A 13,029-nucleotide genomic window follows, 5' to 3' on the forward strand; every position below is an offset into this window, starting at 1 on the left:
CGGTGCCGGGCGCGGTCGCGCCCCGGCGGCCTGCCGGCCGCCGGGGCGCCTCCTTCCGGGCTCCGCTCCGGTGTCAGAGCACGTTGCGCGGGTCCGGGACCGGGGCCAGTCGGCCGTCGCAGTCGGCGTACTCCCAGGCCGGCCCGTGGGCGACCAGGTCGGCGATCGCGCCGACGAGCCGGTCCACGTGCTCCGGGGTCGTCCCGATCCCCAGGCTCGCCCGGACCGCCTGGGCGTGGCCCTCGGGCAGCAGGTGCCGGGTGAGCGGGTGGGCGCAGAAGAGCCCGTCCCGCACCCCGATGCCGTGCTCGGCGGAGAGCGCCGCGGCCAGCAGGTCGGCGGGCAGGCCGTCCACCGTGAACGAGACGATGCCGACCCTCGGGTGCTCGTCGCCCCACAGGGTCAGCTCAGTGACGCCCTCCACGTCGGCGAGCCCGGCACGCAGCCGCTCCAGCAGAGCGGACTCGCGGATGTGCAGGAGTCCCTGTACGTCGGGGGTGAGGGTGTCGCAGGCGGCGGCCAGGGCCACGGCGCCGAGCACGTTGGGGCTGCCCGCCTCGTGGCGCGCGGGGAGGTCGTTCCACACCACCTCGTGCTCGGTGACCAGGCGCGTGGCGCCGCCCCCGGACAGGTACGGGGTGGCCTCGCGCAGCCAGTCGGCGCGGCCGGCCAGCACCCCGGAGCCGAAGGGCGCGTAGAGCTTGTGCGCGGACAGCGCCACGTAGTCGGCGCCGGTCTCCTCCAGGCCGAACGGCAGGTGCGGCACGTACTGGGCGGCGTCCACGACCACGCGGGCGCCCTCGGCGTGCGCGGCCGCGACCAGTTCCCCGACCGGCCAGATCTCGCCCGTGACGTTGGAGGCGGCGGTCACGCACAGGAGCCTGGGGCCCTCGGGGGACTCCCGCAGCGCGGTGCGGGCCGCCTCGACGGCCGCCTCGGGGGTGGCGGGCAGCGGCAGGCGGACCACTCTCCCGGCCCGTGCGGCGGGGTGCTCCCAGGGCAGGAGGGCTGCGTGGTGCTCGGTCTCGAACACCACGACCGTGCAGCCCTCCGGCACGGAGCGGGCCAGGAGGTTGAGGGCGTCGGTGGTGCCCCGCACGAACACCACCGCGTCGGCGGGTTCCGAGCGGGCCCCGAGGAAGCGGGCGACGCTGCGGCGGGCCCGCTCGTAGGCGTCGGTGCTCACCTGGGAGTGGTGGCCCGCACCCCGGTGCACGCTCGCGTAGTAGGGCAGCGCGTCGGCCAGGGCGTCCGCGACGGGGGTCAGGCAGGGGGCGCTGGCGGCGTAGTCGAAGTTCGCGTACTCCACGCGCTCGCCGGTGACCAGGGGGACGCCCTCGTCCGAGGCGACGACCGTGCACCCGGCGGCGCCGCCCGAGGGGTGTGCGGACGGGGCGGCGGAACGGAACGAGCGCGCGGTGTGGATGGGGCTGACGACGGTCATGGGGCACCTCTTCTGCGGGTCGTGGGACCCGCGGGGGCGCCGTCACGGCTACACCACAGGGGTCCGCGCTTGTCCGACACGGTCGTGTCGGGACCTGGTCCTCACCCGGGGCACCCCACCGCGGAAGGAGGGTTGCCGACCAGCAAGCCGGGGCTTAGCGCTGGTACTCGTGACCTGCGAGGCAGGCTAGCACACGCGCCCCGGGAGGGACCAGGGGATCCCCTGTGGCCCGGGCCGCACACCGGCGGGACCGGGGCGCGCAAGGGCCGACCACGCGGGAGGACCGGCGGAGCGATCCGTACGGGCGGCCGGGCGCGAGGCTCACGGCCGCTCCGGAGGGCGCGGGGCCGAGGGGGCGTACGGAACGGGCCGGCCCCCGCGGGTCCGCCGTACGGGCCGCGCCCCGCTTGACAGCCGCCGAACCGGTCAGGACATACTTGGGGTGCCTGCCCTCACGCCGCGGGCGCCCGGTTTCCCCCGGCCGCCCTCCAGGCGCGAGACTCCAGAGCGTTGGAGTTTTCGCATGCCCGCGAGCGAGAGGTGTGTCCGTTGCACGGCGACGACCGTATCCAGCAGGTTCTCCGCAACCCCAGGGTTGTCCTCATCTCCGGCTACGCCCGTCTTCCCGACTCCGTGGCCAGCCATTCCCAGTACCAGCGGCTCGGCGTCGTCCTCGCCGTGGACACCGCGGACGGCCGCATCGTCGCCGCGGACACCACCCTGCTCACCGACCTGGGCAAGGACTTCTTCCGCGCCCTGGTCGAGGGGGCCTCGGTCACCGAGGACATCGCCGAGCTGGTCGGCCGGGTGCAGACGCGGTACGCCGGCCAGTCCGGCGCCGCGCTGACCACGGCCCTGCGCCGCTGCCTGGAGTCCTACCACCAGCTGCGGGAGGGCGACCAGCTGCCCGGCGGCGCCGACGCCGAGGAGTGACATCCCCGTGACAGACATCCGATCCGGCGCGGGCCCCGCGCCCGACCCCGCCGGCCCGGCCGTCCCGCTGCCCCTGGCGGGGGTGCGCGTCGCCGACCTCTCCCGCGTCCTGGCGGGCCCGTACGCCACCATGCTCCTCGCCGACATGGGCGCGGAGGTGGTCAAGGTCGAGCAGCCAGGCCGCGGCGACGACACCCGGGCGTGGGGCCCGCCCTGGGCGGGCCCCACCGACGGGGGCGGGGGCCCCGGCGAGGCCGCCTACTTCCTGTCGGTGAACCGCAACAAGCGCAGCCTGGCCGTGGACCTGAAGGACCCCGAGGGCCTGGCCGCCGTCCAGGAGCTGTGCGCGTCCTCCGACGTGGTCGTCCAGAACTTCCGTCCCGGCGTGATCGACCGGCTCGGGCTCGGCTACGAGGCGGTGAGCGCGCGCAACCCCGCCGTCGTCTACTGCTCCGTGAGCGGCTTCGGCCCGGAGCACGAGCCGGCCGCCCGCCCCGGGTTCGACATCGTCGTGCAGGCCGAGAGCGGCCTGATGGCGACCACGGGCCCGGCCGAGGGGCCGGCGAGCAAGGTGGGGGTCGCCCTCACCGACGTGCTGACCGGGCTCAACGCCGCCGTCGGCATCCTCGGGGCGCTGACGAGGGCCCGCGCGACCGGCCGCGGCGAGAACGTCAGCGCGTCGCTGATCAACTCCACGCTGTCCGGCCTGGTCAACCTCACACAGCAGGCGCTCGTGACGGGGGCGGAGCCGGCCCGTGTCGGCAACGCCCACACCACGATCGTGCCCTACCAGGTCTTCCCGGCCTCCGACGCCGAGATCGTGGTCGCCGCCGGCAACGACGCCCTGTACCAGCGGCTGTGCCGGGCACTGGACCGCCCCGACCTGGCCGAGGACCCGCGCTACGCCACCAACCCGGGACGCGTGGCCCACCGCGACGAACTGGTGGGGGAGCTGTCGGCCGTCCTGCGCGCCGAGCCGGCCGACCACTGGATGGACCTGCTGGTCGGGGCCGGGGTCCCGGTGGGGCGGGTGCGCGGGGTGCTGGACGCGCTGCGCACGGCCGACGCCGCCGGCGACGACGTCCTGCGCACCGTGGAGCACCCCACGGCGGGCCCGATCGAACAGGTCCGGGCGGGGTTCCGGCTGGAGGGCGCCCCACCGCCGCTCACGGCCCCGCCGCTCCTGGGACAGCACTCCCGCCGGATCCTCGCCGAACTCGGCGTGGACGCGGCGCGCGTGGACGCGATGATCGGGCGCGGGGCCGTCCAGGAGCCCGGCCCCGCGCCGGCGGCCGACCGCCGGACCGCCCCCGCAACCCCGCCCCAGGCCGCACCGGCCGACGCACCACGAAGGGACACCCACCCATGAGCGACTCCCGCAGGCCCGCCGCCCCGGACCCGCACGACTTCCTGGCCCTCGACGCCGAACTGTCCGACACCGAGCGGGACGTCCGCGACGCCGTGCGCGGCTTCGCCTCGCGGGAACTGCTGCCGAACGTGGCCGAGTGGTTCGACGCGGGCACCCTGCCCGACCCGCGCGGGCTCGCCAGGGCCTTCGGGGACCTCGGGCTCCTGGGCATGCACCTGGAGGGGTACGGCTGCGGCGGCTCCAGCGCCGTGGCCTACGGGCTGGCCTGCCGCGAACTGGAGGCCGTCGACTCGGGTCTGCGCAGTTTCGTGTCAGTGCAGGGTTCGCTGGCCATGGCCGCCATCCACAAGTTCGGCGCCGAGGAGCAGAAGGGCGCGTGGCTGCCGAGGATGGCGGCGGGCGAGGTCGTCGGCTGCTTCGGGCTGACCGAGCCCGACTCCGGCTCCGACCCGGGCTCCATGCGCACCCGCGCCCGCAGGGACGGCACGGACTGGGTGCTCGACGGCACCAAGATGTGGATCACCAACGGGTCCGTCGCCGACGTGGCCGTGGTGTGGGCGGCCACCGGGGAGGGCATCCGCGGGTTCGTGGTGCCCACCGACACCCCCGGGTTCTCCGCCAACGTCATCCACAGGAAGCTGTCGCTGCGCGCGTCCATCACCTCCGAACTCGTCCTGGAGGGTGTGCGCCTGCCCGCCGACGCGGTGCTGCCCGCGTCGAAGGGCCTGGGGGCGCCCCTGTCGTGCCTGAACGAGGCCCGCTACGGCATCGTGTGGGGCGCCGTCGGCGCCGCGCGCGCCTGCTACGAGGCGGCCCTGGAGTACGCGGCGACACGCGAGCAGTTCGGGCAGCCGATCGGCGGGTTCCAGCTCACCCAGCGCAAGCTCGCCGACATGGTCGTGGACGTCAACCACGCGGGCATGACGGCGCTGCGGATCGGCCGCCTCAAGGACCGGGGGGACTGCCACCACAACCACGTGAGCTTCGGCAAGTTCGCGAACGTGGCCGCGGCCCAGCGGGTCGCGCGCACCGCGCGCGGGGTCCACGGCGCGAACGGCATCACCCTGGAGTACCCGGTGATGCGCCACATGGTGAACCTGGAGACGGTCGCCACCTACGAGGGCACCGAGGAGATCCACGCGCTCAGCATCGGCCAGGCGGTGACCGGGATCTCCGCGTTCCGCTGACCCGGGCCCTCCGGGCCCCCGGTCCGCACGGCGCCCCGGGAGACGGGGCGGAGAGGGGGCCCGCGGCACGGGCGGAGCGGCCAGGAGGCGGGATCACGGCCCTCTGCCGGTGTCGTCGGCCGCCCGGAACCACCACAATGGGGAGCATCCGATCGAGGGAGTTGCCGAGATGGTGAACGAACCGACGAAGCGGTTCGAGATGACGCGGGTACGGCGGGTCGCCAACGCCTTCGTCAGCGGCTTGGTCAAGTACGGCCTGGGGACGCCCGCGACCCACCTGCTCACCACGCGCGGGCGCAAGTCGGGCTTCCTGCGGACCGTCCCGCTCGACGTGCTGGACAGCGACCGGGGCAGGTTCCTGGTCTCCCCGTACGGCGAGGTCGACTGGGTGCGCAACATCCGCAAGGACGGGTTCGCGACCCTGCGCCAGGGCGGCTGGATCGAACTGGTGAGCGTGCGCGAACTCGGGCACGAGGAGGCGGGACCCCTGCTCAAGGAGTACGTCAACCACCCGCGGGCCGCCGTCGTGGGGCCGTACTTCGACGCGCCGCCGGACGCCCCGGACGAGGCGTTCGCGGAGGAGGCCGACCGGCACCCGGTCTTCGAGATCGTGCGTTCCACGACGATCCGGATCTGACACCGGGCGCGGGAACACGAGGAGGCCCCGGCCGGCCCGCGAGGGCACGGCCGGGGCCTCCCTCCGTCCGGGGCGGCACCGGCCCGCGAGAGGACCTGCCGGCCCCTAGTTGCGGACCCGGTAGACGTCGTAGACGCCGTCCACGCCGCGGACGGCGCGGAGCACGCTGCCCAGGTGGGCGGGGTCGGCCATCTCGAACGTGAACCGGCTCTGGGCGACCCGGTCGCGGCTCGTCTGGACGGTCGCGGACAGGATGTTGACGTGCTGGTCGGACAGCACCCGCGTGATGTCGGAGAGCAGGCGGGACCGGTCCAGCGCCTCCACCTGCAACGCCACCAGGAACATCGAGTCCTCGGTGGGCGACCAGTCCACCTTGACCATGCGCTCGGTGTCCAGGGTCGCGGCGTTCACGCAGTCCTCGCGGTGCACGGACACGCCGTTCCCGCGGGTGACGAAACCGACGATCTCGTCGCCGGGGACCGGCGTACAGCACTTGGACAGGCGCGCCCACACGTCGGCGTCGCCCTCCACGACCACGCCGGGGTTGCCCGCCTGGCGCTGGCGCGGCGCCTTGGTGGGCAGGGACGACTCCGCGATGTCCTCGGTGTGGCTCTCCAGCCCGCCCAGCGAGTCGACGAGCTTGGCCACCACGCTCTGCGCGCTGACCTGGTGCTCGCCCACGGCCGCGTAGAGGGAGTCCACGTCCGGATAGCGCAGGTCGCCGGCCAGGGCGATGAGCGCCTCGCCGCTGAACAGGCGCTTGACCGGGAGCTCCTGCTTGCGCATCACCTTCGCGATCTCGTCCTTGCCCTGGTCGATCGCCGCCTCGCGGCGCTCCTTCGTGAACCAGTGCCGGATCTTGTTGCGGGCGCGCGCGCTCTTGACGAAGTTCAGCCAGTCCCGGCTGGGACCGGCGTCGGGCGTCTTGGAGGTGAGGATCTCCACGGTCTCGCCGTTGTGCAGCTCGTTCTCCAGCGGGACGAGGCGGCCGTTGATCCTGGCCCCGACCGTGCGGTGGCCGACCTCGGTGTGGACCGCGTAGGCGAAGTCGACGGCGGTGGCGCCCTGGGGCAGGGGGATGACGTCGCCGTCGGGGGTGAAGACGAACACCTCCTGCACCGACAGGTCGAACCGCAGCGACTCCAGGAACTCGCCCGGGTCCTTGGTCTCCTGCTGCCAGTCGATGAGCTGGCGCAGCCACTGCATGTCCGTGCTGCCCTTGGGCCTGGCCTCGGGGCCGCTGTTGCGGTCCTCCTTGTACTTCCAGTGCGCGGCGATTCCGTACTCGGCACGGCGGTGCATCGCCCTGGTGCGGATCTGGAGTTCGACCGGGTTGCCCGAGGGCCCTATCACCGTCGTGTGCAGCGACTGGTACATGTTGAACTTGGGCATCGCGATGTAGTCCTTGAACCGCCCGGGCACGGGGTTCCACCGCGCGTGAATGGTCCCGAGGGCCGCGTAGCAGTCGCGGACGCTGTCCACCAGGACCCGCACGGCGATGAGGTCGTAGATCTCGTCGAAGCCGCAGTTGCGGGCGATCATCTTCTGGTAGATCGAGTAGTAGTGCTTGGGGCGCCCGCGCACGGTCGCCTTGAGCTTGGACTCGCGCAGGTCGCCCGAGACCGCCTCGATGACCTCCTGGAGGTAGACGTCGCGCCGGGGGGCGCGCTCGGACACCAGGCGGGCGATCTCGTCGAAGCGCTTGGGGTAGAGGGTGGCGAACGCCAGGTCCTCCAGCTCCCACTTGATGGTGTTCATGCCCAGCCGGTGGGCCAGCGGGGCGAAGATCTCCAGGGTCTCGCGGGCCTTCTTCTCCCTCTTCGCCTTGGACGGCAGGTAGCGCAGGGTGCGCATGTTGTGCAGCCGGTCGCACAGCTTGATGACCAGGACGCGGATGTCGCGGGCCATCGCCACGACCATCTTGCGCACCGTCTCGGCCTGGGTGGCCTCGCCGTACTTGACCTTGTCGAGCTTGGTGACGCCGTCGACGAGCTCGGCGATCTCGTCGCCGAAGTCGGCGCGTAGCTCGTCCAGCGAGTAGTCGGTGTCCTCGACGGTGTCGTGCAGCAGCGCGGCGGCGAGGGTGGCCTCCTGCATCCCCAGCTCGGCGAGGATCGTGGCGACCGCGAGCGGGTGGGTGATGTAGGGGTCGCCGCTCTTGCGCTTCTGCTCGCGGTGGTGGTGGGCCGCCACCTCGTAGGCGCGCTCGATCAGCCGCACGTCCACCTTGGGATGGGTGGCCCGCACGGTCTTGATCAGTGGTTCGAGCACCGGGTTCATCGTCACTCCCCGCTGGGCGCCGAGTCGGGCGAGCCTTCTGCGTACTCGCACGGTGGAGGGCGTCGCGGAGGGCGCCGGATGCCTCGGCGTCCCCTCCCCGTAGACGTCGGAGGGCGCCGCTCCGTTCGCGGCGCCCTCCGGACGGCCCTCCTGTGGTCCTGCGTCCGCGGACGGCACACCGGTGCCGTCCGCGTGCCCTCCCGGCACGGCGGGCCGCCGCGGCTCGCTCGCGGATACCGCCCCGGTCGAAACCACTTCGCTTGGCATGCCTACCTCCCGCGGATTCGCCCGGGGGCGCGGGCGCCGTCAGCGCCGCCCGGCTCCACCGGTGCACGTGCGTGTCATCAGGGCCAGTCGTGACATGGTCGCCGCGGTACCTCTCCCACCAGTCTAGTGTTCGGCCCCCGACCCCACCCCACCAGGTACGACAACGGGTGACCCGGGTCACCAAACGCGTCACATCCCGTGGTGGAGTACGTCAACGGTGACGAACCGCCGCGCATTCCCGCGGCGGCGGCGCCTGGCTCGGCGCGGCTCGGGGTCAGGCCGAGAGGAGGGCGTGCAGCTCCACGTCGGGCAACTTCTCGCGGCCGTGGAGCGCTGAGAGCTCCATCAGGACGGAGAATCCCACGACCGTACCACCCGCCTTGCGGACCAGGTCCACCGCGGCCCTGCCGGTGCCCCCGGTCGCGAGGACGTCGTCGACGATGAGCACGCGGCTGCCCGGGACGATCGCGTCGGCGTGGATCTCGACGGTCGCGGTCCCGTACTCCAGATCATAGGACTGGTCGATGGTCCGCGCGGGCAGTTTCCCCGCTTTGCGGGCGGGGACGAAGCCCGCGCCCAGCTCCATGGCGACCGGCGCCCCGAAGATGAAGCCGCGCGCCTCCAGCCCGACCACGTGGTCCACCCCGAGCCCGCGGTAGGGCGCGCAGAGGCCGTCCACGGCGGCCGCGAAGGCCTCCCGGTGGTTGAGCAGCGGCGTGATGTCCTTGAACAGGATGCCGGCGTGCGGGAAGTCCGGGATGTCGCGGATCTGCGCCTCGATGAGCTCCGTGCTCGGGGCGCCGTCCGCGGTCGCGGTGTCGTGGGGCATGTTCGGTGGAACCTTCTGCTGTGGTGTCGGGGCGGTCGCGTCCGGGCCGGACACGGCGGTACCGGCCCCGGAGGGGGGCCGGTACCGAAGTCTGTGGACCCGCCGGGGCCCGGGGGCCTCAGCCCTTGGGCTTGTCGTCGTCGCCGAAGTCGGGACGGTCCTCGACCGGGGTGTCGTCCACGGCGGGGGTGATGACCTCGCCCACACCGGCCTTGAGCATGCGGATCCGCGTGCCGGGGGCGATCTCCAGCAGGACGTCCTGCTCGTGGATCTCGACGATGGTCGCGAAGATGCCAGCCTTGGTCATCACCTCGACGCCCGGGGCCAGCGCGCTCTGCATCTGCGCCTCCTGCTGGCGGCGCTTCTGGTTCGGGCGCCAGAACAGCAGCCAGAAGACCAGGATGATCATCAGGAACGGGAAGAGCATGCCGAGAAGCCCGCCCGTGGGCTCTGCTGCGTCGGCGAGATGGTAAAGGCCCTGCACGGGGGCGTCCTTCCTGACGTTTCGTCATGTGGTCCGCGGGTGCCGGTGGGGCACTCCGGCGGCCACCTTCTTCGTGTCGCCCGAACCCGGAACGATCCGGACCACACCCGGCACGTACAACGCGCGGGGCGGCCGAGTCGTTCCGCCGGTGTCGGACAACACGTACGGAGCCCTGCCCCGTATCGGCTGATTCGTCCAAAGTTTACGTGGCGCCGGTCACCGATCCCCCACCGCCGGAGATCGGAGTGTTAACGGTTCAGCCCCGTTTCACACACGCGGGACCCATTGTGCCCGGTGCGACGCCCCCTGTCAGCCCGCCCGGTCAGGAGGCGCCGCGGACCGTCCGGTCAGGGCGTCGTCCCGGAGGCACCGCCCCCGGCGCCGGCCCCCGCGGCGGTGCCGGGCGCGGAGGCCCCGGCGGACGCGGGACCGGCGGACCCCGCGCCGAACGCGGCGTCCGGCGGCGGGGTGAGGCCCATGTGCGCCCAGGCCTGCGGCGTGGCCACCCGGCCGCGCGGGGTGCGCGCCAGGAAGCCGGACCGGACGAGGAACGGCTCGGCGACGACCTCCACGGTCTCCGCCTCCTCCCCCACCGACACCGCGAGCGTGGACAGGCCGACGGGGCCCCCGCGGAAGCGGTGCATGAGGACGTCGAGGATGGCGCGGTCCAGCCGGTCCAGGCCGAGGCCGTCGACCTCGTACAGCTCGAGCGCGGCACGGGCGGTCCGCAGCGACAGCTGCCCATCCCCCCGGACCTCGGCGTAGTCGCGCACCCGGCGCAGCAGCCGGTTGGCGATACGGGGCGTCCCGCGCGAGCGCCCGGCGATCTCCCGGGCCGCGTCCTCCGCGAGGGGCGCCCCGAGCAGACCCGCCGAGCGGTGCAGGATCAGCTCCAGCTCGTCCGGGGAGTAGAAGTCCATGTGCGCGGTGAAACCGAACCGGTCGCGCAGCGGGGCGGGCAGCATGCCCGCCCGGGTGGTGGCCCCGACCAGGGTGAACGGGGCGATCTCCAGGGGGATGGCGGTCGCGCCGGGGCCCTTGCCGACCACGACGTCGACCCGGTAGTCCTCCATCGCGACGTAGAGCATCTCCTCGGCGGGCCGGGCCATCCGGTGGATCTCGTCCAGGAACAGCACCTCGCCCTCCTGGAGGGTGGAGAGGACGGCCGCCAGGTCGCCGGAGCGCTCGATGGCCGGGCCCGACGTGATGCGCAGCGGGGCGCCCATCTCGGCGGCGATGATCATGGCCAGGGTGGTCTTGCCCAGGCCGGGGCCCCCGGACATGAGGATGTGGTCCGGGGCCCGGTTGCGCCTCCGGGCGCTGTCGAGCACCAGGGAGAGCTGCTCGCGCACCCGCTCCTGCCCGACGAACTCGTCCAGGGCGCGGGGGCGCAGGGCGCCCTCGACCTGGCGGTCGTCGAGGCTGGCGTCGGAGGAGACCGCCTCGCGCTCGTACGGGGCGGCCCCGTGGGCCTCGCCGGACTCGTACGGTTCGTGCATGGGGTGCCTTCCTCCTAGGCGCGGCTGAGCCTGCGCAGGGCGGTGCGCAGCAGGACGGCGACGTCGGTGCTCGCGGACTCGGCGGTGACGGCGGCCGCGGCGGCCTCGGCGTCCTTGGCCGACCAGCCGAGGTTGACGAGGCCGGAGACGACCTGCGCGCGCCGGGCGGCGTCGGACGCCCCCGCCGGGGCCCCCTCCGCGGGGGGCAGCGTGCCGTCGGTGAGGACGGGCGACTCCAGCTTGCCCGCCAGCTCCAGGACGATGCGCTGCGCGCCCTTCCTCCCGATGCCCGGCACACGGGTCAGGGCAGCGGTGTCCTCGGTCGCCACGGCCTGGCGCAGGCCGGCCGGGCTGTGGACGGAGAGGATCGCCAGGGCCAGTCGCGGTCCGACCCCGGACGCGGTCTGCAACTGCTCGAACAGGTGCCTCTCGTCGTCGTCGGCGAACCCGAACAGGGTCAGGGAGTCCTCGCGGACGATGAGGCTGGTGGACACGGTGCCGGTCTCGCCGACGTGGAGCCGGGACAGGGCGGAGGGGGTGCACTGGACGGTCATGCCGACCCCGCCGACGTCGATCACGGCGCTGCCGGCGCCGCGTGCGGCCACCCGGCCGGTGAGGAACGCGATCATCTCGTGCGGGCACCGGGGGCGGTGCCCTTCTCCTTCCTGGGGGCGGGGAGCTAGCGGCCGCGGGTGCGGCGGGCGAGTTCCACCTTGCGGGCGAAGTCCTGTGCGGCCTGGGCGACCCGGGCCTGCGCCCCGCCGCGCCAGATGTGGCAGATGGCGAGGGCGACGGCGTCCGCCGCGTCCGCGGGCCTGGGAGGACCGTCGAGTCCGAGGATACGCGCCACCATGGTGCCGACCTGCGCCTTGTCGGCGCGGCCGCTGCCGGTGATGGCGGCCTTGGCCTCGCTCGGTGTGTGCAGGGCGACGGGCAGGCCCCGGCGCGCGGCGCACACCAGGGCGATGCCGCTGGCCTGGGCCGTGCCCATGACCGTGCTGAGGTTGTGCTGGGCGAAGACCCGTTCGACGGCGACCGCGTCGGGCCGGAACCGGTCCAGCCACTCCTCGATCCCGCGCTCGATGCCGACGAGCCTCTGGGGCAGCTCGGTGTCGGGGCTGGTGCGGACGGCGTCGGCCCCGAGGAGGGTGAGCGGCTTGCCGATGGCCCCCTCGACGACACCGACCCCGCACCGGGTCAACCCCGGGTCGATCCCCAACACTCGCACTCCGCCCACCCTCGCCCGTCTTCGCGCATGTCCTCGAACGTCCGTTCGCACCATGCTAGCGGTGGGCGCCGACCCCCCGCCGTCCGTCCGCCCGGGCGTGTCGCCTCCCCCGCCTGACCGGCACGCCCCGCGCGATCCCCCTGCGGATCAGGCGGTCCGGTCCCGTTCGAGGCCGGCCGCGATGCCGTCGACGATCATGAGCAGGCCGTCCTCGAAGGCTTCGTCCCCACCGGGGTCCCCTCCTCCGGCGAGCGCCGCGGCCAGGGTGGGCGTCGCTCCGGTCAGCGCGGCCCGCGCCTCCTCGGGAAGGTCCTCGGGAGGCGTCTCCCCCGCGTCGGCGTGGCGCTGCGCGTCGGCCTGCTGCTGGAGGACCGAGCCCACCACGTAGTGGTCGACGAGGACCGCGGCGCGAACGGCGCGCACGGGACCGAAGCCGAAGCCGACCAGGACGGCGAGTTCGGCGTCGAAGGCGGCGAGGGTGGCCGCCCCCGCGCGGCTGCCCGCCACGACCCGGGCCGCGTCGCGGTGGGACGACAGCGCGGCCCGGTGTTCCCGGGCCCGGCGCAGCGACCAGGAACGCCAGTCCTCCCCGGGGCCCGGGGGGCTCTGGGGCGGGCGCAGGTGCTCGGCCATCCTGTCGAGGAGCTCCCGCTTGTCGCGGAAGTGCCAGTAGAGCGCCGGCGACTTCACGCCCAGGCGCTCGGCCAGCCGCCGGACGGTCAACCGGTCCAGCCCCTCGTCGTCGAGCAGTCCCAGTGCCGCCTCGACGATCGTCCGCCGGTCCACCCTCACACCGCCCTCTGTCCCGTGTCTCCGGAACAGGGAGCTTATCACCGCTAAGGTAGCTTAGCGGTGATAAGGACTTACCAACG

12 protein-coding genes and 1 riboswitch are annotated in these 13,029 nt (G+C 73.7%); of the genes, 4 read left to right on the plus strand and 8 right to left on the minus strand.

All coding sequences use genetic code 11. From position 1 onward, the window contains the following. Window positions 1-73: 73 nt before the first annotated feature. Entirely contained in the window at window positions 74-1,444 is a 1,371-nt protein-coding gene (locus tag OUQ99_RS22955) for an aminotransferase class V-fold PLP-dependent enzyme (protein WP_267945863.1), read from the minus strand. Window positions 1,445-1,504: 60 nt separating this feature from the next. After that, window positions 1,505-1,619: riboswitch (SAM riboswitch) on the minus strand. A gap of 374 nt (window positions 1,620-1,993) precedes the next feature. On the opposite strand from OUQ99_RS22955, the gene OUQ99_RS22960 reads away from it, so the two are divergent. From OUQ99_RS22960 to OUQ99_RS22975, 4 genes are all read left to right on the plus strand, one after another. Next, window positions 1,994-2,377 (plus strand): DUF3870 domain-containing protein, encoded by a 384-nt coding sequence (locus OUQ99_RS22960; RefSeq protein WP_267945864.1) that lies wholly within the window; start codon window positions 1,994-1,996, stop codon window positions 2,375-2,377. A 7-nt stretch (window positions 2,378-2,384) separates the two neighbouring features. After that, window positions 2,385-3,746, plus strand: coding sequence for a CaiB/BaiF CoA transferase family protein (locus OUQ99_RS22965; protein WP_431061438.1), 1,362 nt, complete (start codon window positions 2,385-2,387; stop codon window positions 3,744-3,746). Further along, the gene (locus OUQ99_RS22970; RefSeq protein ID WP_267945865.1) at window positions 3,743-4,933 is read left to right on the plus strand and encodes an acyl-CoA dehydrogenase family protein; all 1,191 of its coding nucleotides are present in this window, start codon (window positions 3,743-3,745) and stop codon (window positions 4,931-4,933) included. The genes OUQ99_RS22965 and OUQ99_RS22970 overlap by 4 nt, the downstream gene beginning before the upstream one ends. 169 nt (window positions 4,934-5,102) lie before the next feature. Beyond that, complete coding sequence (locus OUQ99_RS22975) at window positions 5,103-5,570, plus strand: nitroreductase/quinone reductase family protein (protein WP_267945866.1); 468 nt, start codon at window positions 5,103-5,105, stop codon at window positions 5,568-5,570. Between the two features lie 105 nt (window positions 5,571-5,675). Here OUQ99_RS22975 and OUQ99_RS22980 read toward each other — a convergent pair whose 3' ends face one another. From OUQ99_RS22980 to OUQ99_RS23010, 7 genes are all read right to left on the minus strand, one after another. Then, window positions 5,676-7,850 (minus strand): RelA/SpoT family protein, encoded by a 2,175-nt coding sequence (locus OUQ99_RS22980; protein WP_276567169.1) that lies wholly within the window; start codon window positions 7,848-7,850, stop codon window positions 5,676-5,678. Between the two features lie 541 nt (window positions 7,851-8,391). After that, window positions 8,392-8,946, minus strand: coding sequence for an adenine phosphoribosyltransferase (locus OUQ99_RS22985; protein WP_267945868.1), 555 nt, complete (start codon window positions 8,944-8,946; stop codon window positions 8,392-8,394). Window positions 8,947-9,064: 118 nt separating this feature from the next. Next, on the minus strand, window positions 9,065-9,430 hold the full coding sequence (gene yajC, locus OUQ99_RS22990) for a preprotein translocase subunit YajC (protein ID WP_267945869.1): 366 nt from the start codon (window positions 9,428-9,430) through the stop codon (window positions 9,065-9,067). Between the two features lie 347 nt (window positions 9,431-9,777). Further along, complete coding sequence (gene ruvB / locus OUQ99_RS22995; protein WP_267945870.1) at window positions 9,778-10,929, minus strand: Holliday junction branch migration DNA helicase RuvB; 1,152 nt, start codon at window positions 10,927-10,929, stop codon at window positions 9,778-9,780. A gap of 14 nt (window positions 10,930-10,943) precedes the next feature. Next, the gene (gene ruvA, locus OUQ99_RS23000) at window positions 10,944-11,558 is read right to left on the minus strand and encodes a Holliday junction branch migration protein RuvA (protein WP_267945871.1); all 615 of its coding nucleotides are present in this window, start codon (window positions 11,556-11,558) and stop codon (window positions 10,944-10,946) included. A 50-nt stretch (window positions 11,559-11,608) separates the two neighbouring features. Further along, window positions 11,609-12,157, minus strand: a complete 549-nt coding sequence (ruvC, locus tag OUQ99_RS23005; RefSeq protein ID WP_267950462.1) for a crossover junction endodeoxyribonuclease RuvC — start codon at window positions 12,155-12,157, stop codon at window positions 11,609-11,611. Between the two features lie 147 nt (window positions 12,158-12,304). Next, window positions 12,305-12,949 (minus strand): TetR/AcrR family transcriptional regulator C-terminal domain-containing protein, encoded by a 645-nt coding sequence (locus tag OUQ99_RS23010; protein WP_267945872.1) that lies wholly within the window; start codon window positions 12,947-12,949, stop codon window positions 12,305-12,307. Window positions 12,950-13,029: the final 80 nt, after the last annotated feature.

Source organism: Streptomonospora nanhaiensis, from assembly GCF_026642255.1.
In the GTDB taxonomy this organism is placed as follows: Bacteria; Actinomycetota; Actinomycetes; order Streptosporangiales; family Streptosporangiaceae; genus Nocardiopsis; species Nocardiopsis tropica.

Coding starts and splice junctions, on each gene's coding strand:
- OUQ99_RS22985 (WP_267945868.1), bottom strand. CDS start 8,946: ATGCCCCACGACACCGCGACCGCGGACGGCGCCCCGAGCACGGAGCTC.
- ruvB (WP_267945870.1), bottom strand. CDS start 10,929: ATGCACGAACCGTACGAGTCCGGCGAGGCCCACGGGGCCGCCCCGTAC.
- ruvA (WP_267945871.1), bottom strand. CDS start 11,558: ATGATCGCGTTCCTCACCGGCCGGGTGGCCGCACGCGGCGCCGGCAGC.
- OUQ99_RS22980 (WP_276567169.1), bottom strand. CDS start 7,850: ATGAACCCGGTGCTCGAACCACTGATCAAGACCGTGCGGGCCACCCAT.
- OUQ99_RS22970 (WP_267945865.1), top strand. CDS start 3,743: ATGAGCGACTCCCGCAGGCCCGCCGCCCCGGACCCGCACGACTTCCTG.
- OUQ99_RS22975 (WP_267945866.1), top strand. CDS start 5,103: ATGGTGAACGAACCGACGAAGCGGTTCGAGATGACGCGGGTACGGCGG.
- OUQ99_RS22955 (WP_267945863.1), bottom strand. CDS start 1,444: ATGACCGTCGTCAGCCCCATCCACACCGCGCGCTCGTTCCGTTCCGCC.